Genomic DNA, 24,382 nt, shown 5'->3' on the forward strand with positions numbered 1-24,382 from the left:
TGGTTTTCACGAAGCGTTACGCCCCGTCTCTCCCTAGGAGAGCGGGGCGTTTGCGTATCTACTCACCCTGAGCGTTACAAGGTTATAGGGTGCATATAACTGTTACGTTTGTTCATCGAAGAGCACACCGGTAGAGTTAAAGAGTCAAAGCAGACAGGAAGAAAAGAGTACTCATGGCAGAGCAGAATCCCTCCACCCAGCCCGAAGAGAAGGCTGTGGAGGCTCCTCAGACTGAAGCCCACCACCACGCCGCTGAAGGCGCACACGCACACACCGGTTCTGAGAAGAAACAAGCCATCAAGGAAGCCCTGAAGCCCCAGGCACGCCGCACCTCCGTTGTCGAGGACTACTCGGCAGAGCTGGACGAAATGGCTTCCCTCACCCGCGCCCTCGGCAAGGACAAGAAGGACGACGAAACCTCGCAGGCATGGAAGAAGGGTTACCCCTACGACACCAAGCTCAGCCGTAAGGCATACGAGAAGGAAAAGCGTGCCCTGCAGATTGAGCTGCTGAAGCTGCAGCTCTGGGCTAAGTCCACCGGTCAGAAGATCCTCATCATCTTCGAAGGCCGTGACGCAGCAGGTAAGGGTGGCTCCATCAAGCGCTTCACCGAGCACCTGAACCCCCGTGGCGCTCGCGTTGTGGCACTGGAGAAGCCGACCGATATCGAGCAGACTCAGTGGTACTTCCAGCGTTACATCAAGCACCTGCCCTCCGGCGGCGAAATCGTTCTGATGGACCGCTCCTGGTACAACCGTGCCGGCGTTGAGCGCGTTATGGGTTACTGCACCCAGGCACAGTACTTCGAGTTCATGCGCGAAGTTCCGGACCTGGAGCGCATGCTGGTGAACTCCGGTATCCACATCATCAAGTTCTGGTTCTCCGTCACCCGCGAAGAGCAGCTCGCACGCTTCACCTCCCGCCGTACCGACCCGGTTCGCCAGTGGAAGCTTTCCCCCACCGACCTGGCATCCCTGGACAAGTGGGACGACTACACCGCGGCGAAGGAAGCAATGTTCTTCTACACCCACACCGGTGACGCTCCCTGGACCGTTATCAAGTCCAACGACAAGAAGCGCGCACGTCTGGAAGCAATGCGTTACGTGCTCTCCCAGTTCGACTACCCCTCTAAGGATGAGGCAGTCGTGGGCGAGCTCGACTCGCTGATTGTTCGCTCTGCATCGCACGTTTTCGAGGATGAGTCCGGTGACTCTCCCGACGGCTTCCCGGTCGTCAAGTAAGCGTTGATAGATAGGGGAGAGCAACAGCTCAACCCTGCGGCGATAGAACCGCTAAACAGCTTGCGCTATGAAGGTGCCTGCCTCTCTTTTCCCTCTCTGGGAACTGAGAGCAGGCACCTTTGCGTGTCTATAGAAACATTAGCTATGAAGCAGATATGTAGCCGCTGAAAATCACTTTCTGATTCTGAAGAAAATGCGGTGTATGCGCCTAAGCAGAGTTACGCACAACGTAAAATAAAAGGGTGACTGAACGACTTTTTGGAACCGACGGCGTACGCGGTCTGGCAAACGATGTAATTACTCCCGCCCTGGCTATGGAGCTCGCGCAGGCGGCTTCTATTGTTCTGGGCTTTGACACGGTAGAAGAGGGCGTACGCCCCCGTGCCGTGATTGCAAATGACTCCCGATCCTCTGCAGACTTTATTGTCTCTGCGATGAAGGCTGGCTTCGCTAGCGCAGGTGTTGACGTGCTGGATGCCGGCATTGTCCCCACCCCCGCAGCAGCTTACCTGGTGGCACACACCGGTGCTGACTTCGGCGTGATGATTTCTGCATCGCACAATCCTGCAGCGGACAACGGTATTAAGTTCCTGGCTCGTGGCGGCCAGAAGCTGGAAGACTCCGTTGAGGACGCTATTGAGCGCGTTTACCGCGAGAAGTCCTTCCGCTACCCGACCGGTGGCGCTGTGGGTACCGTCAAGCCCCTGGAGAACGGTACCGAGGCTTACGTGAAGCACCTGGTCTCCACCCTGCCCGATGGCAAGCCCCTCGCAGGCATGAAGATTGTTCTGGACTGTGCAAACGGTGCAGCCTACGCGGCGTCCCCGGCAACCTTCGAGGCACTGGGTGCAGAGGTCATCGCACTGGCTGTAGAGCCCAACGGCACCAACATCAACGACGGTGTGGGCTCCACCCACCCCGAGAAGCTGCAGGCAGCTGTCGTTGAGCACGGCGCGGACCTCGGTATCGCCCACGACGGTGACTCCGACCGTTGCCAGGCAGTTGACGAAAAGGGCAACCTGGTAGATGGCGACCAGATCATGGCTATCCTGGCTGTTGCCGCTAAGCGCGAAGGTAAGCTCGCAAAGGACACCCTCGTCGCAACCGTAATGAGCAGCCTGGGCCTGGAACTGTACCTGCGCGAGCACGGTATTACCCTGGGCCGTACCGCTGTGGGTGACCGCTACGTCCTCGAGTCTATGCGCGAGCACGGCTACAACCTTGGCGGCGAGCAGTCCGGCCACGTCATCATGAGCGACTACGCAACCACCGGTGACGGCGTTCTGACCGGCATCCAGCTGGCTGCAGAGGTGGCTCGTAGCGGTCAGACCCTCTCGGAGCTGGCATCGCGTATGCAACCCACCCCGCAGCGTCTAATCAACGTCAAGGGCGTTGACCGTGCGGCGGTCAAGACCAACGAGGCGCTCGCTACCGCTGTGAGCGAGGCTGAAGGCGTACTGGGCGAGAGCGGCCGCGTGCTGCTGCGTGCATCCGGCACCGAGCCTCTGGTCCGCGTGATGGTTGAAGCTGCAACCCAGGAGCAGGCTGATGAGGTTGCTCAGCAGCTGGCTGGCGTTGTGGCTAAGGAACTGGCACTCTAAACGTATCCTTCCGGTGCGAAGACCGCAATGGAGGATAGAGAAGGGCTGGGAAGGTGTTACCTTCCCAGCCCTTCTTCGTTATCTTGGGCGGGGGAGGGGGGGACGAGGATACGGAAAACCCCCGTATCCACAGGGGATACGGGGGTCTAAAAAATTAGTGGTAGAGAGCAGAGAAATTACTTCTTTGCCAGAGCGTCGCGGATCTCCTTCAGGAGGTCAAGCTCGGTCTCTTCCTTTTCAACAGCCTCGTCTTCAGCCTTCTTCTTAGCCAGCGCGAGTTCAGTCAGCTTCTGAGTGGGCACAACAACTGCGAAGTAGACAGCAACTGCAATCAGGATGAAGTTGACAATAGCGGTTAGGAACACGCCAACCTTGATCTGGCCGAAGACCAGGAAGTTGTCGAAGTTGGGGGAGCCAACCAGCATGGAGATAGCCGGCATCAGGACGGCCTGGACAAGCGAGGTCACCACAGCGGTGAAGGCGGTACCCATAATCAGACCAACTGCGAGGTCGATGACGTTACCGCGGATTACAAAATCTTTAAAACCCTTAAGCATGAGATATAGAATAGCGCCTTTTCACCTCAGAAAATGCCATATTCTGAGAAAATTTTCATTGTAAAGCATGTGTTTTTCTTCACAGTGGTCCTATGGCGCCCGATACTTAAAGTCTAGCTCACATGAACCTGAGCAAAAATCTCTAAAACCTGCGAAAAACCGCGGATTTACGGGGTGTGTATGCGAAAAAATATGCATCTACTGTGCCTATTTATCTCCGGTACGGAAGCTTGAAAGACGATACACATCACCACTTGGCGCACCGACCAAAGCCGAAAGATTAGCCTCGACCCTAGCTCGCACTTGCATAATCGGGTGCCGCACCCGTACCGATAAACTCCTCAAAAGTCTTCGCGCCCGAAGACACATACTCCTGAGCAATCTGCACACCCACATAGCGGTAATGCCACGGCTCAAAACGATAACCGGTCACCGATTGACGACCATCAGGGAAGCGCAAAATATATCCGTAACGCGGAGCGTTCTTCGCCAACCACTGACCAGCCAGCGTATCGCGATAACACTCCTCCAAACGGCAACCCTCAGGAGAAGCAAAATCAATCGCCAAGCCCGTCTGATGCTCCGAATAGCCGGGACGAGCCGATAACTGGTCCGCCACCTGTTGACCGTTCACCGAAACCCAATACTGATAGGTCTGCTGCTGCACCGCATACGAACGATACGCGCTAGAAACAAGCAGAGTCACGCCATCAGTAGCAGCCGCATCAATCATCGTATCCGCTGCCTTAGCCGCCTCAGCGCGCAATTGATGACCGTAGAACTCCACCAGGTCATTCGGCTCCCAATCCTGCTGCGCAAAGGGACGCATCTTATTCACGAGGCAACGCAAAGAATCCGGCTGAGACTCAACACTCGGCTGAGCAAGCGCCAACGGGGAAGAAGACACGCTCGCAGAAGCCGAAGCACTTGCAGAAGCACCGGTAGCAGAAGCAACAGGGGAGGGCGCGGCAGAAGATGCCGACGCAGCGGAAGAGGCGCTAGAAGAAGCCGCCGAAGCCGCCGCAGACTCAGAAGCACTCGCAGCAGAAGATGAAGAAAACGCACCCTGACCCTGCGAACCGCAAGCTGCCAATAGCGCCGTGCCACCAACTCCCAAAGCGGCACCCAAAAGAGTACGGCGATTCACCGCAGAACTATCAAAAGACTCCTGAGCGGTAGACGTACGGTGCAGGGACTTCACAATAACTCCTCATCATGGCGTAGGTGCATACAAAAGCACCGGAAGCCTAAACCCACCCAGCGAGGGAGTGGAGCCTCCGGCGCCTTCTACTAGAATGCACCACAATACCGGCTAAAAGCCGCACACGAACACTAAAAACCTAAAGAACCTCTAGTTCTTACGCAGAAGAACCTGCTCCACGGTATGCTCGGCACCCTTCTGCAGAATTAAATGCGCACGAGCACGAGTCGGCAAAACATTCTGCACCAGATTAGGCTCATTCACGCTCTTCCAAATGCCGGTCGCCACCTCAACCGCCTGCTCATCGCTCAGCTCCGCATAACGCTTGAAATACGACTCCGGATTCGCAAAAGCCGAAGAACGCAGTGTCAAGAAACGATTCACATACCAGCGCTCAATATCCTCAGTGCGGGCATCCACATAAATAGAGAAATCAAAGAAATCGCTCAGCGTCAGATCGGAAGTCTCCGGACCCTCAGCTTGAGAAGGCGCCAAAACATTCAAACCCTCAAGAATCAGAACATCCGGTGCGGTGACCTCAATATGTTCATCCGGCATGATGTCGTAATACAGGTGTGAATACTTCGGCGCCACCACACGCTCGGCACCGGACTTCACCTGCGACACAAAATTCAGCAGGGCACGGCGATTATAAGACTCTGGGAAACCCTTGCGGTGCATAATGCCGCGACGCTGAAGCTCCGCATTCGGGTACAAGAAACCATCCGTAGTTACCAACTGCACCTTCGGAGTCGAAGGCCAGCGACTCAAAAGAGCCTGCAAAATACGAGCCGTCGTCGACTTGCCCACAGCAACAGAACCCGCCACACCAATAATGAACGGGACACGGCGCTGAGACACATGCAGAAAATCATTCGTCATATGGTTTAACGAAGAAGCAGCAGTCACGTACAGGTTAAGAAGACGAGAAACCGGCAGATAAATACGCTGCACCTCCTCAAGGTCGACAGTTTCACCCAGGCCACGAAGAGACTCAATTTCCTCAGCACTGAGGGGGACAGAAATCTCATCGGCTAGGTGCGACCAGCGGGAACGGTCAAGATGCATGAAGCGGTCATCGCCAGAAAAATACGGTGCGGTGCTCATTTATCTAAGTGTACGAACTTTCAGCCCGCGGGGAAAATATCTACTCTCATGGTTTGTGCGAAGAAATAAATTGATGGAAAGAAAAGGGTAAAACCTGAAAAGCTAGGAAAGCCACATTAAACGTGACGCATAACGGTATTTCACCGTGCACATATTCGGATACTTGTGGGATAAACTTATAGCATGTGTGGAATCGTAGGATATGTAGGTCTGGACACTGCTCCGGACGGTAACAAGTTTGACCACAACGCATACGATGTGGTCCTCGAAGGTCTGCGCCGTCAGGAATACCGCGGCTATGACTCTGCTGGCGTGGCACTCGTGTGCCCCGACGGCATCGTATTCCGTAAGAAGGCTGGTAAGCTCCTGAACCTTGAGAACGAGGTCAAGGAACACCCCCTGCCGGACTCCCAGATTGGTATCGGTCACACCCGTTGGGCAACCCACGGTGGACCCACTGACAACAACGCTCACCCCCACGTTGTCGACAACGGCCGCCTCGCCGTCGTACACAACGGTATTATCGAAAACTTTGCAGAACTGCGCGCCGAGCTGCTCGCCGAAGGTGTAGAGTTCGCATCTCAGACCGACACCGAGGTAGCTGCAGCAACCATTGCAAGCATCTACAACAAGCTCGGTACCGGTGACCTCACCGAGGCAGTACGCGTAGCATCCAACCGCCTCGAAGGTGCATTCACCATCCTGGCTATCCACGCCGACCACCCGGACCGCGTTGTGGCAACCCGCCGCAACTCCCCGCTGGTTATCGGCCTGGGCGAGAACGAGAACTTCCTCGGTTCGGACGTCTCCGCGTTCATTGACTACACCAAGGAAGCCGTCGAAATGGGTCAGGACCAGATCGTGACCATCACCGGCACCGACTACTCCATCATCGACTTCGAAGGCAACCCCGCAGAGGGTAAGCCCTTCCACATCGAATGGGATGCAGCAGCAGCTGAAAAGGGCGGCTTCAACTCCTTCATGGAGAAGGAAATCCACGAGCAGCCCACCGCAGTTGAGCAGACCCTCATGGGCCGCCTCGACGAAAACGGCAACCTCACCCTCGACGAACTGAACATTGAAGACTCGGTGCTGCGCACCATCGACAAGATCATCGTCGTCGCATGTGGTACCGCAGCATACGCAGGCCAGGTGGCACGTTACGCCATCGAGCACTGGTGCCGCATCCCCACCGAGGTTGAGCTCGCGCACGAATTCCGTTACCGTGACCCCATCGTGAACGAGAAGACCCTCATCGTGGCACTCTCGCAGTCCGGCGAAACCATGGACACCCTGATGGCAGTGCGCCACGCACGCGAACAGGGCGCAAAGGTTATCTCCATCTGCAACACCCACGGCTCGACCCTGCCCCGCGAATCCGACGCTGCGCTGTACACCCACGCAGGCCCCGAAATCGCAGTGGCATCCACCAAGGCATTCCTGGCACAGATTACCGCAGCATACCTGCTCGGCCTGTACCTGGCACAGCTGCGCGGCAACAAGTACAAGGACGAAATCGCTTCGATCCTCGCCGAGCTGCAGAACATGCCCGCAAAGATCCAGAAGGTCATCGACAACGACACCCAGGTCAAGGAACTGGGTGTCGAAATGAAGGATGCCTCCTCCGTGATCTTCCTCGGCCGCCACGTGGGCTTCCCCGTCGCAATGGAAGGCGCACTCAAGCTCAAGGAAATCACCTACATCCACGCTGAAGGCTTCGCAGCAGGTGAGCTCAAGCACGGCCCCATCGCACTGATCGATGAAGGCCAGCCGGTTATCGTGGTGGTTCCCTCCGCAAATGGTCGCGACTCCCTGCACGGCAAGGTCGTCTCCAACATCCAGGAAGTGCGCGCTCGCGGCGCCTTCACCATCGTCATCGCCGAGGAAGGCGACGAGGCCGTCAAGCCCTACGCAGACCGCCTCATCACCGTCCCGGCATGCCCCTCGCTGCTACAGCCCCTGCTGGCAACCGTGCCCCTGCAGATCTTCGCATGCGCACTGGCAGAAGCTAAGGGCCTGGACGTTGATCAGCCGCGTAACCTCGCAAAGTCCGTGACCGTGGAGTAATCCTCAGAAGTAATCATCTGGAGTAATCCTCGGAAATTGCCTCGGCGATAACGAAAGGGCGGTGGTTGAGTTCTCTAAGAACTCAACCACCGCCCTTGTCGTTTAATCGGGCGGTTATTCGTGGATTAACCAACAAAAATGACGCTGTGAAACAGACATCAACCATGCGTCATATTTGACGCTATCCCACCTAAAAGAAACGAATCTCGCTAGACTTAAAACAAGAGAAACCGCAAACAGGACGCGGTTACCACCCCTACCGTAAAAGGTGAAGCTCATGATTATGGGAATCGGCGTAGATACCGTCAACATTGAACGATTCGAACGAATTGTCACCGAAACACCCGCCTTCGTCCGCCGCGTCTTCACCCCCAACGAACGCACCCGGAACGTACGCTCCCAAGCCGTACGATTTGCCGCTAAAGAAGCAGTCGCAAAAGTACTCGGAGCACCCGCCGGACTCAACTGGCAAGACTGCGAAGTCGCCACCGCCGAAAGCGGCCAGCCGTACCTCATCATTCAGGGCACCATCGCCCGCCGAGCCAAAGAACTCGGCATCAACCGCATTCACCTCTCGCTGACCCACGACGAACCCATGGCCATCGCCATCGCAACCGCCGAATACCTCAGCGACGCAGAACTGGCGCACCTGCAAAAGTTCAACCCCGAAAGCTACCGACTCAGCGTCATCGCCGGTGACGACACCGACGACTAACGCAGAGTCACACCAACACCACAATCAGGTGACCCCTAAGGCCCGCACGGTGCCACCCAAGGAGACAGCAATGAAGCTCATCTACACTGCTTCCCAGGTACGCGAAGCAGAAAAGCCCTACATCGAAGCCGCCGACTACGACGGATACCTCATGCAACGCGCCGCAGATGCCGTCGCAGCCGAAGCGCAGGATTTGCTCCACGGCACAGAAAACGCCAAAATCCTGCTCCTCATCGGCCCGGGCAACAACGGCGCAGACACCATCTACGCCGGCGCCCGCCTCAGCGCCAAGGGCCACCGCGTTGACGCAGTCATCTTCGACCCCAGCGAAAAGAACCTCGAACTCATCGCCCGCGAAGGCGGCGAAGGCACCCGCGTACTTGACCCCGAACACACCCTCGAACACCTTACCGGCTACGACTTGACCATTGACGGCATCCTCGGTACCGGCTCCAGCGGTGCCGTACGCGGTAGCGCCGGCGAATACCTGGGTGTACTCCGTGCAGCGCAGCTTGACGGTAAGCTCGGCGCGGTCCTCGCAGTAGACACCCCCTCCGGAGTCGACAACAACCGCGGAACCGTGCACGAACCCTCCCTGCGCGCCGATCGCACCGTCACCTTCATCGGCCACAAGCTACCGGCAGGCACCTGCCACAGCGTCCACTCCGGAGACATCAAACTCTACGACCTGGGCGTTCCCGAAGCCCTCAACGCCCACAAGCCCGCCCTGCGCGTCCTCGACCGCGAAGACTACCGCGAACTCATCGAAGTACCCGACGAGCACTCCCACAAGTACACCCGCGGCGTACTGGGCATGCTCACCGGAAGCCTCGAATACCCCGGTGCAGCCCTCATGAGCGTACGCGCAGCCCTCAACACCGGCGTGGGCATGGTCCGCTTCAACGCCAACTCTCACGAGCTACGCCAGCTCATGATTGCTCACAACCCCGAAACCGTCTACTTCAGCGGCGCCCCCGCCCTGCAGAGGGTCACCGTCTGGGCCGGCGGATCTGGCTCTAGCCACGACTCGCTGGATAAGAACCGCTACCTGCTCCACTCGCCCGAACCCGCCATCCTCGACGCTGGCGCCTGCGACCTGGCGGCAGAATACCTGGCAACCGGCAAGCACCTCGGCTCCCACAAGATCCTCACCCCGCACGCCGCAGAGCTCGAACGCTTCCTGCGCATCGTGCACGAGCTCGCCCCCGAAACCTGGAAGAAGCACCTGGGTGACGCCATCGTACCCAGCCGCAAGGATATCGACGCAGAGCCCTTCCGCTGGGTGCGTGCCGCCTCCGAGCTTTCCGGTGCCACCGTCATGCTCAAGGGCGGCTACACGCTCATTGCGGCACCCAACGGCGCCACCTACAGCGTTGCCGGAGGAAGCCCCTGGCTCGCCACCGCAGGCAGCGGCGACACCCTCACCGGCATCTACGGCGCCCTGCTCGCCCAAACCGTAGCCGCCTTCGACGCCCGCGGAGAAGCCCTAGAAGGGTGCACCTTCGCCTCCATCGGCGCGCTCGCAGTCTACCTGCACGGTGAAGCAGCACGCGCCAGCGCCACCGGAAGCGTCAAGGACGCTCTGCCCGGCCCGGCACCCGCAACCCGCGTCGCGCAGATGCTCCCCGAAGTCATCGCGCGCCTCATCGCTGAATAGGGGAGCGGAACTAGCGCCCTGATGTTCTGACGCTTGTCTAGAAGCGAAGAGCTAACCAGACACCCTGGGCACACAGAAGGGGCGTGAATCCACCGGAAATGGATTCACGCCCCTTTTTCAACGCGCTTATATCAATGTACGATGCCGAGCTGCCTGTGCCGGGACAGCATCATAAAAACCGGCATACGCACCAGTGGGAGAAACTCTCACCGTCCTTCTTAGTACGCGCCTTCCTTAGCGAAAACCGCACGGACAGTACGCAGAAGAATAATGAAGTCACCGGTAAGCGACCAGTTCTCAACATAGTAGAGGTCCAGACGAACCGACTCTTCCCAGGAGAGATCACTACGACCCGAAACCTGCCACAGACCGGTAATACCCGGCTTCACCAGCAGACGGCGGTACGCAATGTCCTCGTACTGCTCAACTTCCTCAACCAGCGGAGGACGCGGACCCACCAGCGACATATCGCCAATGAACACGTTCCACAGCTGAGGCAGCTCATCAATCGAGTACTTACGGATGAACTTACCAATGGGGGTAATACGCGGGTCGTCCTTCATCTTGAAGAGCACGCCGTTACCCTCGTTTTGCTCCATGAGGCGCTTCTTGACCTCTTCAGCATCAGTACGCATAGAACGGAACTTCACCATCTTGAAAAGCTCACCGTTCAGACCCACACGATTCTGCAGGAAGAAGACCGGGCCACCATCACGCTTCACCAGCAGCGCCACCACCAGGAATAGCGGAGACAACAGAATCAAACCAAGACCCGAAGACACAACATCCATAGCGCGCTTGAAGAACGCCGACAGACCGGTAATACGCGGAGTCGACACGTGCACCAGCGGCAGACCGTTCAACGGCTGCATGTGCATACGCGGACCAGCAATATCGGTCGTCGCAGGAGCCATAATCAGCGAAATATGCGCATCAGCAAGCTTCCAACCCAGCAGGCGAACCTGATCCGGGCTCAAGTGATGACCATTCGTAACAGCAACCATGTGAATATCATTCTCGCGGATGGCTTCCATAATGTCAGCCGGAGAAGTGCTGTAACCAAGCACCGGAATCGGTGCACCAGCAACAGTGGTACCCGGGGTAAAACCGGGCAGATAGAACGCAGCGGGGGACAGACCGGAAGCAACCACGCCCTCCAGGTTCTTGTACAGGTGCTGACCGGTCGTCACATCAGAAATAATCATGACGCGAGTGAGCGCACGACCGCGGGTACGCGAACGCACCAGACCCTGACGAATCAGCCAACGCTCCGTCAGCAGAAGGAACAGACCCAGCGGGTAAGCAATCAACAAGTACATACGGGTGACGTCAACCTTGAGGAAGAACGCCACAATAATCAGCAGGCAGAAGAAATAGGTGCTACCGCGAGTAATGAGGCGGTATTCCTCATTGCCGAAACCCATGATGCGCAGGCTACGGGAGCCGTTCACCTGGAGGATAAACCACCAGCCGACGACCATACCGACGCCCAGGAAAATGTAATCAATAGCGGGAATACGGCCATCCAAGGCGTTAATAGGCCAAACGTTCACATAGGGTAGGTCAGCATTCTCCCACCCGAAACGAATCAGATGCGCAGCAACAACCGCGATAACAATGGCGAGAAAATCGCCAAAGTAAAGGGCGCGCTGAACCTTGGGATGCCAGCTTCGCTTGACGACGAAGTCTGCACCCCACATTTTTTTAAGACGATCTTGTACTTTCAACGGTGTAATCTTCCCCGGAAATTTGTCCTGTGTCGTGGACTGAGAGCGGCGAATAGGCACATTTACCCCTAATTATCGGTGTAAGGGAGACGTGTCCTAGTCTATGTTCTGAATGAATGAGTGAACCCTTAATCTTGCTGAGTGAATAATGGCAGAGATTACGGTAAAGGCGCTGGTTAGACGCCTAGTGGAGCATTATATGAACCCACAGAGCGCATAAACGTGTTCCGTAAACTATTCTACGGGGTCGGGGGTCTTACGTCTCGAAGAATAAAGCCGTAAAGTCGCTCCCGCGTGATGAAATCAATCACAGAAAAAGAAGAGAATAAGAGCCCCCGAGAAGAATGCCTAGTGGAGCTAAGAAACTCCTAAAAACACCAGACTGTTTCACGCACCTGCAGAAAAACAATAACCGGCATATAAAAAGACAAACCCCGGAGGCTCAATAACAAACCCTACACACGGTGTAAAAGAGGCATTAAGGACGCTCAAGCCCCGCACGATCCAAAATGAAATCAATCATCGGCTCATAACGACGCGGCGGAACGTTATCGTCCATCGGCACGCACACAGGCAGGTCCCCCTGCTCAGCCGCCACAAACAGACCCGGATCGTTACAATCCGCAATACCAATCGTCAGCAGCTTACAGGTCGAGGAAGCATAACCAGCCATACCGTGATCCGAAACCACCAGATCCGGAGTCACACCGCGCGCCTTCAACTGATCCAGCGCGATGCGCATCGGGCCGGGGAAATGCGTATGCTGCAGATTACCGTACTGCTCAAACATCACGACATCCATAATCTGACGGACATCGCCGTCCAGGAAGCGCTCGCCCTCCTCAATCTGGAGAACCTCAGCGCCGGCAGCCTTCGCAGCCGCAGCCATCACCGCATAGATGGGGAACAGACCCGCCGGGTGACCGGTCGCAAACAGAATACGAGAACCCGCACGCACCGCCTCACCGAAGATGCGGGCGTACTCCTCCAGCGCGCTGATGCACTGCTCAGCACCAATAGTGTCCTGGCCGTGAGTATGCGAACGATCCGGGTTCAGACCCGCGCGGCGAACCATCACCTCAAACACCGAATCGTAATCCCATTCGCGGGTCCACTGCACACCAAACTCAAGGTGCTCATTACCATCCAGGAAACCCTGAATATGGTCCAGGTTATTCTCTCGGGCGGTTGCCACCTCGCCGGTAATACGCACGGAATCCAGGTACGCGGCGAACTCATCGCGGCTCATCGAGAAAGACATTAAAACTCCTCACAACGTGAAAAATACATTACTGCGAGATACCCTCACGTACCTCGGCATAAGCTTCTAGGGTCTTACGCGCCGTCTGATCCCAACCCATCGTGCGGGCACGCGCAGCGGCGTTCGCACCCAACGAATGACGCAGATACGGGGCACGCACCAGACGCTCAATAGCTGCAGCCCAACGCTGCGGAGTACGAGGCGCCACCAGCAGACCCGTACGGTGGTTCTCCACCGCAAAGCGCAGACCGTCAGCATCCGTGGCGAGCACCGCCGCGCCGCACGCCTGCGCCTCTAGAGCCACCAACCCGAACGTCTCAGACGACGACGGGGACGCCACGATATCGGCGGCACGGAAAATACTCGCCAACTCAGACGCCGGAACCGGGTCCTTCAAATGCACCCGATCTGCCACACCCAGCTCAGCAGCACGCTGCAACAGGCGGCGCTCATAATCCGAATCGGAGCGACCAATAATATCCACGTCCACCTGCAGGTCGGAGGGGAGCAGCGCGAGCGCCTCCACCAGCAGATGCGGGCCCTTCAACGGCTGAGGCCTACCGGCAAACACAACGCGGCAACGAGTCTCCGAGGTGTCATTAAGCGGATGCACGCCAGGAATCGTATGGAAAATCGAGGTGTCAACACCCGGCGGGATAATGGCAAGCTTCTGCGCGTCTGTACCGTAGTACTCGCCCATCTGCTGCGCCTCCAGGGGGGTATTCACAATCACCCGGCTCGCGGAGCTACTCATCAGACGCTCGGCGCGGTAGCGTTCCTCAGGCTCGGGTGCTTCACCTTCGCCGCGGCGCGCATCCTTGGCGGCAGCCGTCGTATGCGGAGTGAAAAGAACGGGGACCGGGAAGCCAACGCCCTGAGCCGACCACAGCTGGGATGCGCGAGCCGCAGCCTGACCAGACAGCCAATAGTGGGCGTGAATAATATCCGGGGTGTACAGCGCCTGCTCCACGCACGCCTGCGCAAAATCATCGGTGACCGTAGCCAACTCATTCTTCGAAAGACCACGAGCGGATGGAAGATCAAGGCTGTGGCGCACAATGCGCTCGCCGGGCTGAGGAGGCTGACGGAACGGCGAGTCAGCCGGAAGCGCCTCACCGCGGTCCAGGGTGAAAACCTCAACCCGCAGCTCGGGATCGAGCTCCAGCATGGCGTGCACCGACCGGGCAATATAGACGTTCATGCCGCCTGCATCTCCGCTACCGGGTTGCGCAAAAGGGTCGGTGTGCATGGAATACACGTGAACCGTCCGAGCCGGCGGCAGAGTGCTCATCGATGCTTTCCTCTCTCAAAGGTGTACCTGACCTAGTGTAGCGCGACAGGACTTTCGCACACCGGGAGGTCTAGAATTTAGTAGAAAAGAGGCTGCCCAAGCGCAGCCTGTAGTACCCGCCCGTTAGAAGGACCGTGAAGGACCATGACTCACCCTCAGCAGCCTGCCGAACCGCTCTATTGCCCGCCCTGCACCCCGGCAGAGGCAGAGCGAAGCGCCACCATTGACCTTGATGCGCTAGAACATAATGTGCGCCGCCTCAAGGAACTTATTGGTGACCGCGCGCTCATTGCAGTGGTTAAGGCGGATGCGTACGGTCACGGCGCGTACCCGGTGGCACGTTCGGCTATTGCCGCCGGTGCTGACCTGCTGGGTGTGGTGCACGTGAACGAGGCGCTGGAACTGCGTGCTGACGGTATTGAGGCGCCGCTCATGGCGTGGCTGCACACTCCCTCCACCGATTTTGAGGCGGCGCTGCAGGAAAAGATCCGTCTGGGTGTTTCCGGTTGGGACCTGGAGGCGGTAGCCGCCGCAGCCGAACGCACCGGCGAGTGCGCTATCGTGCATCTGAAGGCTGATACCGGTCTGGGTCGTAACGGTGCGACCGCTGCGGATTGGCCTGCGCTGGTGGCTCGTGCCGCTTCTCTCGAGGAGTCCGGTCTGATTACGGTTGAAGGTATTTTTAGCCACTTGGCGGTTGCTGATGAGCCGACCCGCGCCGAGACTGCTCAGCAGCTCGACACCCTGGATACTTTTGTGGCTCAGGCTCGTGAGGCTGGTCTGGCCCCGAAGATCGTGCATTTGGCGAACTCCCCGGCGACCCTGACCGCCTCGCTGGAGGGCTGGGACACGGAGGAGCGTCTGCTCGGTGACGGCGTGCGTTGCGGCCTCGCGCTCTACGGTCTCTCTCCGTTGCCGGAGGTGACCGCTGAGGACCTGGGGTTGAAGCCCGTCATGACGGTGGGCAGCTATATTGCCGCTGTGAAGGAAGTTCCTGCAGGTCAGGGCGTTTCCTACGGTCTGCGCTACCACACTCCCAAGGCAACCACCCTGGCGCTGGTGCCGCTCGGCTACGCTGACGGTGTGCCGCGCATTGCGGAGAACGCGCCGGTGCGCATCTACCCGGGCGCGCAGAACGCGGAGAACGGCTCCGTGCCTAACAACGCGGAAGGTAAGACCTACCGCGTGGTCGGCCGCATCGCCATGGACCAGATGGTCGTTGACCTGGGCGAACCCGGCCTGAGCGACCCCGCCCTGGGCTACCTGGGGGCGCCCGCCATCCTTTTTGGTGCCGGTGAGAACCCGCCCGTGGAAGAATGGGCGGATGCCGCGCAGACCATTAACTACGAAATCGTGACCCGCATTTCGTCCCGCGTGGAGCGCCTCTATGTTGGCGGCTCCTGGGTTGAAGCTGAGCTGAACGAGCTGTGGGGTACCGGGCAGGAGCAGGAGGGCTAATGAGCGCTGAGTACATTTCTGCCGCACTCGACCTGGATGTGACCGGCCCCGACCATACCCGCCGCCTGGCGCTCACCCTGGCGCAGCACCTGAACGCCGGGGACGTACTGTTGCTCTCGGGTGAGCTCGGTGCGGGCAAGACCACGTTCACCCGCTCCCTGGGTGAAGGCCTGGGCGTGCGCGAAGGCGTTATCTCACCGACCTTCGTGCTCTCGCGCGTGCACCCGAACCTGCCGGACGGACCCCGACCCGGCGGCCCCGACCTGGTGCACGTGGACGCCTACCGCCTCTCCAGCGCCGAAGAGCTCGACGACCTGGATCTGGAGTTCTCCCTGCCGCGCTCGGTGACCGTCATCGAGTGGGGCCGCGATAAGGCTGAGCACCTGAGCGATTCCCGCCTGGAGCTGGACTTCACCCGACTGACCGGTGCGGATGCACGCTTCGCCTACTCGGCTACCGAAGAGTTCAGCTGGGACGACGAAGACGAGGACGAAAGCGACGAGGAAGCGGACACCCCCGAACCTCGCCTGCTGCGGGTGCGCGCCTTCGGCCCCCGCTGGGAGCACGCTTTCGACGCACTGAAAGAGGCCCTACAGAGCGCCTAGAGCCCGCGCGCTAGAATGATAGGGTGCTAGTACTTGCCCTTGATTCATCCGCCACCGCATCTGTGGCGCTCGCCCGTGTGCACGGCTCCGAAGCCGGTGCGTCCTTCGAAATCCTCGCCCGCTACGAGAGTGAAGATACCCGCTCCCACGCCGAGGTGATGGGCCCCTACGCGCAGGCGGCCCTGCAGGACGCTGGCGTGCGCGGCGAAGATTTGGATGCGATTCTGACCGGTACCGGTCCGGGACCTTTTACGGGTCTTCGCGCCGGTATCGTTACTGCGCGCGCTCTGGGTTTTGCCTGGTCGGTGCCGGTGTACGGCATGATGAGCCTGACCGCGCTGGCTGAGCGTGCTGTGTCTGGCGTGGTTGCCGGTGATGAGAAGATAGAGCGAGCGTTCGCCTCTGCTGAAGGTGCTGAGCTGCTCGTACTCTCCGACGCGCGCCGCCGCGAAGTCTACTCCGCCCGCTACCGCGTGAACGCCGAAGGCTACAGCCTGGTGGACGGCCCGAACGTATGCCCCGCCTCCGAAATTCTGCCCGGTGGGGCTCCCGCCTACGCCTACGGTTACGGTGCTGGCCTGTACACCGAGGCTCTCAAAGAGCACGGCTGGACCATCGTGGATTCTGCCCGCGAGGTTCACCCCCACGCCGAGTACCTGGTTGCCGCCGCGGCACGCCTGGGCGTCGAGAACCTGAGCGAGGACACCTCCGCCCAGTACCTGCGCGACTCGGACGCAAAGGTCCCCGCCGCAATGCTCGCCCGCCAGCAGAAGCAGGCCGCGCAGGCCGCTGCACAGGCTGCCGCGCAGAAGGAGAGCTAAATGAGCGCTACCGACAATATCGTGCGAGACGACCTGGCGCTGAATAATCTGGCACTGAACAACCTGGCGCTGAGTGATCTGGCATTGGGCGCCCGCCTGCGCGTTGCCGAACTTGCCGACGTGCAGGCCATGCACCGCATGGAAACCGCCCTGTTTCCCGCCGACGCCTGGCACATCGACATGTTCCTCGAAGAGCTGACCCACCCGACCCGTACCTACTACATGCTCGAATTACCTGCAGAAGATTCGGAAAATAACGAGGGCGGCTGGCGCGCTATCGGCTACTGCGGAACCATGGTCGTAGCCGACACCGCCGACGTTCAAACCATCGGCGTGCTCCCCGAGTACGAGGGCCACGGCTTCGGCCGCGCCATGCTTGAGCAGATGCACGAGCGCGCCCGCGAGCAGGGTGCCGAGCGCATCCTGCTGGAGGTGCGTGCCGACAACCCGCGCGCTCAGCGCCTCTACGAACGCAACGGCTACCGTGCGATTCATGTACGCCGCGGCTACTACGATGACGGAACCGACGCCATCATTATGGAATGCACGTTCTAAATAGTCCGTTGGGCTAAACGGCAATCCCTGCAATAGAGGCGAGCTTCCGTCGCTCTCTACGACGCCGCATCCCTACGCCACAGCATCCTTACCTCACTGCAACTAGAAGCACTACGCGCAGACAGCGCAACAGAAAGATAGACTATGAGCACTCGCGAACCCCTCGTTCTGGGCATCGAATCCTCCTGCGATGAGACCGGTATCGGCATTGTGCGCGGTGCACAGCTGCTCAGCAACACCATCTCCTCCTCCATGGAAGAGCACGTGCGCTTCGGCGGCGTGATCCCCGAAATCGCCTCCCGCGCTCACCTGGACGCCATGATTCCCGCCCTCAAAGCGGCACTTGCCGAAGCGGACATCACCCTCGATCAGGTGGACGCTATCGCCGTCACCGCTGGCCCCGGTCTGGCGGGCGCACTCATGGTGGGTGTCTCCGCGGCTAAGGCGCTCGCTATTGCCACCGGCAAGCCCCTCTACGGCATTAACCACCTGGTTGCCCACGTTGGCGTTGGCCTGCTGGAGGATAACGGCACCGAAGATGGCTCCGACCTGCTGGCGAATGCCGGTTCCGGTGGTCTGGGTGCGCTACTGGTCTCTGGCGGTCATACCGAAATCCTGCAGGTGCGCGACATTACCTCCGATGTGCGTCTGCTCGGCGCGACCCTCGACGATGCCGCAGGCGAGGCCTACGACAAGGTCGCCCGACTGCTCGGCCTGGACTACCCGGGCGGCCCCGCGATTGACCGCGCCGCCGCCGAGGGTTACCGCAACGCCTTCGTGTTCCCGCGCGGCCTGTCGAACCGCAAGTTCATGGGCACCGCCGAGGAGCCCGGCGCGCACCGCTACGATTTCTCCTTCTCCGGCCTGAAGACCGCCGTGGCGCGCGTGATTGAAAGCTTTGAAGCGGCCGGTGAAGAGGTCCCGGTTGCCGATATCGCCGCGTCCTTCCAGGAGGCGGTCGTGGACGTCATCACCAAGAAGGCGATGCTTGCCTGCCGCGAGCAGGGCATGAAGACCCTGCTGCTTGGCGGTGGCGTGGCGGCTAACTCGCGCCTGCGTGAGCTGCTTGCTGCCCGATGCGCCTCCGAGGGGGTGCGCCTGATTATCCCGAAGTTCACCCTGTGCACCGATAACGGCGCGATGGTTGCGGCGCTGGGTGCCCGCCTGGTCGCTGCCGGTCGTGAGCCCTCGGGTGTGGACTTCACGACGGACTCCTCGCTGCCGGTGACCACGGTTTGTTTCTAAGCGGGCTGCCTCTGAAATAGCTACTTCCGCAGGGATTATTAGCGCGAGCCCGTTGATGCGGCTCGCCTCGAAAATGCTCATAGAAATGCCTCGGCACAGTCTCACAAAGGACTGCGCCGAGGCATTTTCTGTATTCAAGCTTTAGTTACGGGGGGGGGCGCGGGGGAGCGGCTCTAACGCAGCGCTCGCGCACGAGACTGCGCGGCAACATCCAGCGCCACCTCACGCAGAGAGCCGGTCTTCTCAAAGACCGCACGCTGACGATCCGCACCCGTACCCTCGGCAAGGATGCGACGCACCTGCGCCAGCTCTACCTCGCAGTCAAGGTCGCGTGCTACCGGCTCCAGCTTGGGCAGAAGCAGCTCAAAATCTTCACGCAGGGTACGCTGCACCGGCTCGTTAGAGACCACGATCTTAGCCTCCAGGCCGTAGCGGGCGACGCGCCACTTATTCTCCTGAGCGTGCCAGGGGGCGAGCACCTCAACGCTTTCGCCCGCCTCAATGCGGCGGGCGAAGTACTCCACCAGGCACTGCGTGAACGCCACGATTGCCGCAACATCCGGCAGGGAGGCGAGGCCATCGCAATAGCGCATCTCAATGGTGCCGTAACGTGGAACCGGGCGAACATCCCAACGGTCCTCGCTCGGGTCGTTGATCACGTCGGTTGCCACGAGTGACTCCAGGTACTCGCTGTACTGCTCCCAGGTATCAAAGTGGAAGGGCAGACCGTTCGTGGGCAGCTGCTGGTAAAGCTGGGTGCGGTGCGAAGCGTAACCGGTATCGATTCCGTCCCAGTAGGGGGAAGAGCACGAAAGCGCCAGCAGGTGCGGTCCGTAGTTGGTCAGCGCGTCAATAAGCGGCAGAACCTTATCGCGGGAGTCAATACCCACGTGCACGTGCACACCGTAAATGACCATGTGGCGGCCCCAATACTGGGCGCGCTCGACCACACGCTGGTAGCGTTCCTTCGCCACGACCGGCTGGTCAGCCCAGTGGGAGAAGGGGTGAGTGCCGGCGGGGTAGAACTCAATGCCGAGCTCATCGGTGATTTCGCGCAGGGTATCCGCCAAATCCTGCAGCTGACGGCACGCCTCAGCGACGGTACGGCAGATGCCGGTCACCACCTCGACGGTGTTCTCCAGGAATTCGCCGGTCACATGCGCGCGGTCGGAGGCGGGCTCAAGCAGCTCGGGGCGGCGCTCGCGCAGGATGGATAGCACCTCGCTGGCGCGCTGGGTCAGTGCGCCGCTTTCACGGTCGATGAGCGCAATCTCCCATTCCACGCCGAGAGTGGACTGCGGGGAGGTAGCAAAGTCGATCATATTGCCTTTCCTGCGTCTGGAAATAGGGTCGTGCATGGTGCCGACTGTGGAAGTTATTATCGGTGGGCTCTGCCCGGCTGTGCGCTAGCCGGTGGGAGCCGGCTCCTTGGGGGAGTGCCTCTACTAGGCCGCGTATCATTGATCAGGCATAGTATCTTTATCCGGCACAGCGTCTTTATCGGGCACCGTATCTAGTGTACGGTCTTGCGGTGCTCGGTGCCCTGTCGAGTGCAGAATCCGGAACGGAAACGTCATGAATCGTCACGAACGGTAACCCGTCCTCGGGGCTGGGCAGTCGGGGCTGAGTCGTCAGTGCTGGGTAGTTAGGGATGGGCGGCCGGGGCTGGTGAGGTTAGAGCGGGCGCACATGCCAGCCGACGCGGCGTGAATCCCTGCCCGAACCGATGCGGGTAAAGACCAGCGTTGCCGGACGGTACGAGGACTCCTGCGTACCCTCCTGTGCACCCAAAGAAGAATTAGCGTTCTTTTTCTGTTTCTTCTTGGAAGGCTTAGAACCCGCAGAACCCAGCAGGCGCGCACGCAACTGCTCCGGAACAATGTCCACGCCACGCTTCTTAATCGTCAGCGCCGTAAAGCCCTGCTCACGCACCCAACGCTTCAGCTGCTTCTCCTGCAGGGGAATCTCCTCCAGCACCTCGTAGCAGGCAACCAGCGGATGCTCCACCGGCTCGGCAGAACACAGATACGCCAGATGCTCATCCAACAGATGCGCGCCAATACTCTGCGCAAACTCAGCGACCAGATGCGAGCGCACAATCGCCGGGGCGGGCTCCAACAGGTATTCACTCGGCTGCGGCAAGGACGTCGGAACTTCAACGCTCTGCTGCGCCTCTTCCGCCGTTAAGGGGCTGCGGAAGCTCACCGCCTCGTAAGGCGGCAGCAGAGCACTGGTTTTGGCGGTGCCTCCGCTGGAGGCATCATTAGGGGTAGTCTCTTCCGCAGGCAGCTCGCGCGCAGAGGTTTCATGCACAGAGGTCGCCGTGCGAGCCACCCCCTCCTGAGCTAGCGCGTTAAACCAGAGCACCAACTCGGCGAGGGAACCCTCCGACTGGATCCACTCCGCCTCAACGCGTGGGTTGGGGTTTGCCTCCGACGCAATATCTTCGGGGGAGGGGATGCCCTCATGCGGAAAACCGGGACCCAACTTCACGCCCATCGGCACGCCAGTGCGCGCCAGACTCAGCACGAACGAGAACGGGGGAGAGAACGCCTCCGGATCAAAAAGACGCTCCGTCTGAGCCTTCTTCGCACCGCGCAACTCGCGGCGTGCCGGGTCCATCCACACAATGCCCACCGGCTCGCCGGAAGCGTCCAGAAGCTCACCGTGCACATAATCGGTCACATCCCCCGAATACACGCGCGCCTGCGGGCAAAACTCAAGGTTCTTCGCCGCAAAAGAAGCCGTCAACGGATCCAACTCCACCGCAACCACGGCACCGCGCTCCGCCGCATACACGGCAGAATCCGAGGCGATACCGCAACCCAAATCAGCCACCGTGCCAACAACCGGGCGCAGACGCTGAGCACGATAATGCGCAATCACCGGGCGGGTCGCCTGCTCCGCAGCCTCCTGAGTCAGCATGAGCGTGCGGGCGCGCTCGCCGAACTTGGCACGCGCACGGGTACGAGCCTGCGCCAGCGAAATAATCTGTGCAGACTCCTCGGGGCTAAAACCTCGCGAACGCAAAGAAGTAACGGCGCTGAGCGTATCCGAGCCCAGCGGGTAGAGCTCGTCGGCTGCCGCGAGCGCTTCGGCGCTGAACGGAAGCTTGGCGGCGGGAGTAAAAGGGGATGCGGGAATAGGCATGCTCCTCATTTTACGGGGTGCCGGTTTTGAGAGGTGAGGAGCCCGATTTGCCCAGCTTTTTGCTCAGCGTTCGCCTTGCGGTGAAACACCCCGGTAGAGGGGCGCTTTTCTTGACCGAAAGCACAGGTGAAACTAGAGTTGAGGTAGCACTCGAGACAGTCATCGGGCGCGCCACTGCGCCGCTGTCTCGCATCAAACGTAAATCCACAACCCGGAGGAACCGATTATGGCTATCAAGCCCCTGGAAGACCGCGTCGTTATCAAGATCGAGCAGGCTGAGCAGACCACCGCATCCGGTCTGGTCATCCCCGAAACTGCGAAGGAAAAGCCGCAGGAAGCACGCGTTGTCGCCGTTGGCCCGGGCCGCGTGGATGAGAAGGGCAACCGCATTCCCGTAGACATCAAGGAAGGCGACGTTGTCGTGTTCTCCCGCTACGGTGGCACCGAGGTCAAGTACCAGGGCGAAGAGTACCTGATTCTCTCCGCACGCGACGTTCTGGCAATCGTCGACTAATACTTTCAGATGCTCATGCGCCGTACCGCTCATCCGGTACGGCGCATGAGCTATCATCTGCCCCTCAAATTTTCCTTTCTGTGACGCACTAGGAGTAGCGAACACATGGCTAAGCAGCTTGAATTCAACGATGCCGCCCGCAAGTCCCTGCAGGCCGGCGTCGATAAGCTGGCAAACGCGGTCAAGGTAACCCTCGGCCCGCGCGGGCGCAACGTTGTGCTCGACAAGCAGTGGGGCGCACCCGTCATCACCAATGACGGCGTGTCCATTGCCCGCGAAATTGAACTGGACGACCCGTACGAGAACCTGGGCGCCCAGCTGGCGAAGGAAGTCGCCACCAAGACCAACGACGTAGCCGGTGACGGTACCACCACCGCAACCGTGCTCGCACAGGCACTGGTCAACGAGGGCCTGCGCAACGTGACCAGCGGTGCGGCTCCCGCCGACGTCAAGCGCGGCATTGAGGCTGCTGTGGAGGCTGTCTCCGCACGCCTGCTCGAGAACGCACGCCCCGTGCAGGGCCCCGAGGTGGCGCACGTTGCCGCTATCTCCGCGCAGTCCGAGCAGATCGGTGAGCTGCTGGCTCGCGCCTTCGAGAAGGTCGGCCAGGACGGCGTCATCACCATCGAAGACGGCTCCTCCACCGAAATTGAGCTGGACATCACCGAAGGTATGCAGTTCGACAAGGGCTACCTCTCGCCCTCCTTCGTCACCGACGCTGAGCGCGGCGAAGCAGTGCTGGAGAACAGCCTCGTGCTGCTCTACCAGGGCAAGATTTCCACCATCGCAGAGATTATGCCCGTGCTCGAGAAGATTGTTCAGGCGAAGAAGCCGCTGACCATCATCGCAGAAGACGTTGACGGTGAGGCGCTCTCCGCACTGGTCGTGAACAAGCTGCGCGGCACCATCAACGTGGTCGCTCTGAAGGCTCCCGGTTTCGGTGACCGCCGCAAGGCAATCATGCAGGACCTGGCAATTCTGACCGGCGGCACCGTCGTGACCGGTGAGCTCGGCATTGACCTGCCGCAGGTCACCTTGGAGCACCTGGGCTCGGCACGCCGCGTGACCGTCACCAAGTCCCACACCACCATCGTGGACGGCGGCGGCGACCCCGAGGCAATCGAGGACCGCGTGCAGCAGCTGCGCCGCGAAATTGAGCGCGTGGATTCCGAATGGGACCGCGAGAAGCTCAAGGAGCGCCTGGCTAAGCTCGCCGGCGGTGTGGGTGTCATCAAGGTCGGTGCCGCAACCGAGGTTGAGGCGAAGGAACGCAAGCACCGCATCGAGGATGCTGTGTCCTCCACCCGTGCCGCTCTGGAAGAGGGCATCGTCTCCGGCGGCGGTTCCGCACTGGTTCACGCACTGAAGGCACTGGACGGCATGGACCTGGGCAACCACGACGCAAACGTTGGTGTACAGATCGTTCGCCGCGCCCTGGTTCAGCCGCTGCGCTGGATCGCTGAGAACGCTGGCGAAGACGGCTACGTCATCGTCTCCAAGGTCTCCGAACTGCCCGTGGGCCACGGCTTCAACGCCAAGACCGGCGAGTACGTGGACCTCATCGAAGCCGGTGTGATTGACCCGGTGAAGGTGACCCGTTCGGCTCTGC

20 protein-coding genes are annotated in these 24,382 nt (G+C 59.8%); 12 read left to right on the forward strand and 8 right to left on the reverse strand.

Annotated features, from left to right (window positions below; all coding sequences use genetic code 11):
* Positions 1 to 173 precede the first annotated feature (173 nt).
* The gene (ppk2, locus tag HMPREF2712_RS04830) at positions 174 to 1,241 is read left to right on the forward strand and encodes a polyphosphate kinase 2 (protein WP_049353767.1); all 1,068 of its coding nucleotides are present in this window, start codon (positions 174 to 176) and stop codon (positions 1,239 to 1,241) included.
* A 242-nt stretch (positions 1,242 to 1,483) separates the two neighbouring features.
* Positions 1,484 to 2,842, forward strand: coding sequence for a phosphoglucosamine mutase (gene glmM, locus HMPREF2712_RS04835; RefSeq protein WP_012903068.1), 1,359 nt, complete (start codon positions 1,484 to 1,486; stop codon positions 2,840 to 2,842).
* A gap of 176 nt (positions 2,843 to 3,018) precedes the next feature.
* Here glmM and mscL read toward each other — a convergent pair whose 3' ends face one another.
* The 3 genes from mscL to coaA all read right to left on the reverse strand — a co-directional run bounded on the left by mscL (position 3,019) and on the right by coaA (position 5,707).
* Positions 3,019 to 3,399, reverse strand: a complete 381-nt coding sequence (gene mscL / locus HMPREF2712_RS04840; protein WP_012903069.1) for a large conductance mechanosensitive channel protein MscL — start codon at positions 3,397 to 3,399, stop codon at positions 3,019 to 3,021.
* 292 nt (positions 3,400 to 3,691) lie between these two features.
* Positions 3,692 to 4,600, reverse strand: a complete 909-nt coding sequence (locus HMPREF2712_RS04845) for a M15 family metallopeptidase (protein WP_070819403.1) — start codon at positions 4,598 to 4,600, stop codon at positions 3,692 to 3,694.
* Between the two features lie 150 nt (positions 4,601 to 4,750).
* Positions 4,751 to 5,707, reverse strand: coding sequence for a type I pantothenate kinase (gene coaA / locus HMPREF2712_RS04850; RefSeq protein ID WP_070819404.1), 957 nt, complete (start codon positions 5,705 to 5,707; stop codon positions 4,751 to 4,753).
* A 183-nt stretch (positions 5,708 to 5,890) separates the two neighbouring features.
* Between coaA and glmS the strand changes: the two genes are divergently transcribed.
* From glmS to HMPREF2712_RS04865, 3 genes are all read left to right on the forward strand, one after another.
* Positions 5,891 to 7,774, forward strand: a complete 1,884-nt coding sequence (gene glmS / locus HMPREF2712_RS04855) for a glutamine--fructose-6-phosphate transaminase (isomerizing) (RefSeq protein WP_070819405.1) — start codon at positions 5,891 to 5,893, stop codon at positions 7,772 to 7,774.
* 277 nt (positions 7,775 to 8,051) lie between these two features.
* Positions 8,052 to 8,489 carry a holo-ACP synthase gene (locus HMPREF2712_RS04860; RefSeq protein WP_005505045.1) on the forward strand — a complete coding sequence of 146 codons (438 nt, stop codon included), beginning with the start codon at positions 8,052 to 8,054 and terminating at the stop codon, positions 8,487 to 8,489.
* 70 nt (positions 8,490 to 8,559) lie between these two features.
* Complete coding sequence (locus tag HMPREF2712_RS04865; RefSeq protein WP_070819406.1) at positions 8,560 to 10,146, forward strand: bifunctional ADP-dependent NAD(P)H-hydrate dehydratase/NAD(P)H-hydrate epimerase; 1,587 nt, start codon at positions 8,560 to 8,562, stop codon at positions 10,144 to 10,146.
* Positions 10,147 to 10,364: 218 nt separating this feature from the next.
* Here HMPREF2712_RS04865 and HMPREF2712_RS04870 read toward each other — a convergent pair whose 3' ends face one another.
* From HMPREF2712_RS04870 to HMPREF2712_RS04880, 3 genes are all read right to left on the reverse strand, one after another.
* Positions 10,365 to 11,846 carry a sugar transferase gene (locus HMPREF2712_RS04870; protein ID WP_049356369.1) on the reverse strand — a complete coding sequence of 494 codons (1,482 nt, stop codon included), beginning with the start codon at positions 11,844 to 11,846 and terminating at the stop codon, positions 10,365 to 10,367.
* 505 nt (positions 11,847 to 12,351) lie between these two features.
* Positions 12,352 to 13,134 carry a phosphatase gene (locus HMPREF2712_RS04875; RefSeq protein WP_049338094.1) on the reverse strand — a complete coding sequence of 261 codons (783 nt, stop codon included), beginning with the start codon at positions 13,132 to 13,134 and terminating at the stop codon, positions 12,352 to 12,354.
* A 28-nt stretch (positions 13,135 to 13,162) separates the two neighbouring features.
* Positions 13,163 to 14,425 (reverse strand): glycosyltransferase, encoded by a 1,263-nt coding sequence (locus HMPREF2712_RS04880; protein WP_070819407.1) that lies wholly within the window; start codon positions 14,423 to 14,425, stop codon positions 13,163 to 13,165.
* Positions 14,426 to 14,569: 144 nt separating this feature from the next.
* On the opposite strand from HMPREF2712_RS04880, the gene alr reads away from it, so the two are divergent.
* From alr to tsaD, 5 genes are all read left to right on the forward strand, one after another.
* Positions 14,570 to 15,883: an alanine racemase gene (gene alr, locus HMPREF2712_RS04885; RefSeq protein ID WP_070687294.1), complete on the forward strand. Its 1,314-nt coding sequence runs from the start codon at positions 14,570 to 14,572 to the stop codon at positions 15,881 to 15,883.
* Positions 15,883 to 16,488, forward strand: a complete 606-nt coding sequence (gene tsaE, locus HMPREF2712_RS04890; protein WP_070819408.1) for a tRNA (adenosine(37)-N6)-threonylcarbamoyltransferase complex ATPase subunit type 1 TsaE — start codon at positions 15,883 to 15,885, stop codon at positions 16,486 to 16,488. The genes alr and tsaE overlap by 1 nt, the downstream gene beginning before the upstream one ends.
* A 23-nt stretch (positions 16,489 to 16,511) precedes the next feature.
* Entirely contained in the window at positions 16,512 to 17,309 is a 798-nt protein-coding gene (tsaB, locus tag HMPREF2712_RS04895) for a tRNA (adenosine(37)-N6)-threonylcarbamoyltransferase complex dimerization subunit type 1 TsaB (protein WP_070819409.1), read from the forward strand.
* Positions 17,310 to 17,864 (forward strand): ribosomal protein S18-alanine N-acetyltransferase, encoded by a 555-nt coding sequence (rimI, locus tag HMPREF2712_RS04900; RefSeq protein WP_070819410.1) that lies wholly within the window; start codon positions 17,310 to 17,312, stop codon positions 17,862 to 17,864.
* A gap of 144 nt (positions 17,865 to 18,008) precedes the next feature.
* The gene (tsaD, locus tag HMPREF2712_RS04905; protein WP_070819411.1) at positions 18,009 to 19,109 is read left to right on the forward strand and encodes a tRNA (adenosine(37)-N6)-threonylcarbamoyltransferase complex transferase subunit TsaD; all 1,101 of its coding nucleotides are present in this window, start codon (positions 18,009 to 18,011) and stop codon (positions 19,107 to 19,109) included.
* Positions 19,110 to 19,282: 173 nt separating this feature from the next.
* On the opposite strand, the gene HMPREF2712_RS04910 is transcribed toward tsaD, so the two are convergent.
* Positions 19,283 to 20,431 (reverse strand): glutamate--cysteine ligase, encoded by a 1,149-nt coding sequence (locus HMPREF2712_RS04910; RefSeq protein ID WP_070819412.1) that lies wholly within the window; start codon positions 20,429 to 20,431, stop codon positions 19,283 to 19,285.
* Between the two features lie 352 nt (positions 20,432 to 20,783).
* Complete coding sequence (locus HMPREF2712_RS04915; RefSeq protein WP_371326249.1) at positions 20,784 to 22,259, reverse strand: class I SAM-dependent methyltransferase; 1,476 nt, start codon at positions 22,257 to 22,259, stop codon at positions 20,784 to 20,786.
* 226 nt (positions 22,260 to 22,485) lie between these two features.
* Here HMPREF2712_RS04915 and groES point away from each other — a divergent pair, with 226 nt between their 5' ends.
* Both groES and groL read left to right on the forward strand, forming a co-directional pair.
* A complete protein-coding gene (groES, locus tag HMPREF2712_RS04920) occupies positions 22,486 to 22,773 on the forward strand; it encodes a co-chaperone GroES (RefSeq protein WP_005505066.1) in 288 nt (95 codons plus the stop codon).
* Between the two features lie 105 nt (positions 22,774 to 22,878).
* Positions 22,879 to 24,382 (forward strand): chaperonin GroEL (gene groL / locus HMPREF2712_RS04925; RefSeq protein ID WP_070634853.1); only part of this gene is annotated, 1,504 nt, incomplete at its 3' end.

Origin of the sequence: Rothia sp. HMSC064F07 (genome assembly GCF_001837265.1) — a bacterium.
Lineage (GTDB): Bacteria > Actinomycetota > Actinomycetes > Actinomycetales > Micrococcaceae > Rothia > Rothia mucilaginosa.

Coding starts and splice junctions, on each gene's coding strand:
- ppk2 (WP_049353767.1), top strand. CDS start 174: ATGGCAGAGCAGAATCCCTCCACCCAGCCCGAAGAGAAGGCTGTGGAG.
- mscL (WP_012903069.1), bottom strand. CDS start 3,399: ATGCTTAAGGGTTTTAAAGATTTTGTAATCCGCGGTAACGTCATCGAC.
- coaA (WP_070819404.1), bottom strand. CDS start 5,707: ATGAGCACCGCACCGTATTTTTCTGGCGATGACCGCTTCATGCATCTT.
- glmS (WP_070819405.1), top strand. CDS start 5,891: ATGTGTGGAATCGTAGGATATGTAGGTCTGGACACTGCTCCGGACGGT.
- HMPREF2712_RS04860 (WP_005505045.1), top strand. CDS start 8,052: ATGATTATGGGAATCGGCGTAGATACCGTCAACATTGAACGATTCGAA.
- HMPREF2712_RS04865 (WP_070819406.1), top strand. CDS start 8,560: ATGAAGCTCATCTACACTGCTTCCCAGGTACGCGAAGCAGAAAAGCCC.
- HMPREF2712_RS04870 (WP_049356369.1), bottom strand. CDS start 11,846: ATGTGGGGTGCAGACTTCGTCGTCAAGCGAAGCTGGCATCCCAAGGTT.
- HMPREF2712_RS04875 (WP_049338094.1), bottom strand. CDS start 13,134: ATGTCTTTCTCGATGAGCCGCGATGAGTTCGCCGCGTACCTGGATTCC.
- HMPREF2712_RS04880 (WP_070819407.1), bottom strand. CDS start 14,425: ATGAGCACTCTGCCGCCGGCTCGGACGGTTCACGTGTATTCCATGCAC.
- alr (WP_070687294.1), top strand. CDS start 14,570: ATGACTCACCCTCAGCAGCCTGCCGAACCGCTCTATTGCCCGCCCTGC.
- tsaE (WP_070819408.1), top strand. CDS start 15,883: ATGAGCGCTGAGTACATTTCTGCCGCACTCGACCTGGATGTGACCGGC.
- rimI (WP_070819410.1), top strand. CDS start 17,310: ATGAGCGCTACCGACAATATCGTGCGAGACGACCTGGCGCTGAATAAT.
- tsaD (WP_070819411.1), top strand. CDS start 18,009: ATGAGCACTCGCGAACCCCTCGTTCTGGGCATCGAATCCTCCTGCGAT.
- HMPREF2712_RS04910 (WP_070819412.1), bottom strand. CDS start 20,431: ATGATCGACTTTGCTACCTCCCCGCAGTCCACTCTCGGCGTGGAATGG.
- HMPREF2712_RS04915 (WP_371326249.1), bottom strand. CDS start 22,259: ATGCCTATTCCCGCATCCCCTTTTACTCCCGCCGCCAAGCTTCCGTTC.
- groES (WP_005505066.1), top strand. CDS start 22,486: ATGGCTATCAAGCCCCTGGAAGACCGCGTCGTTATCAAGATCGAGCAG.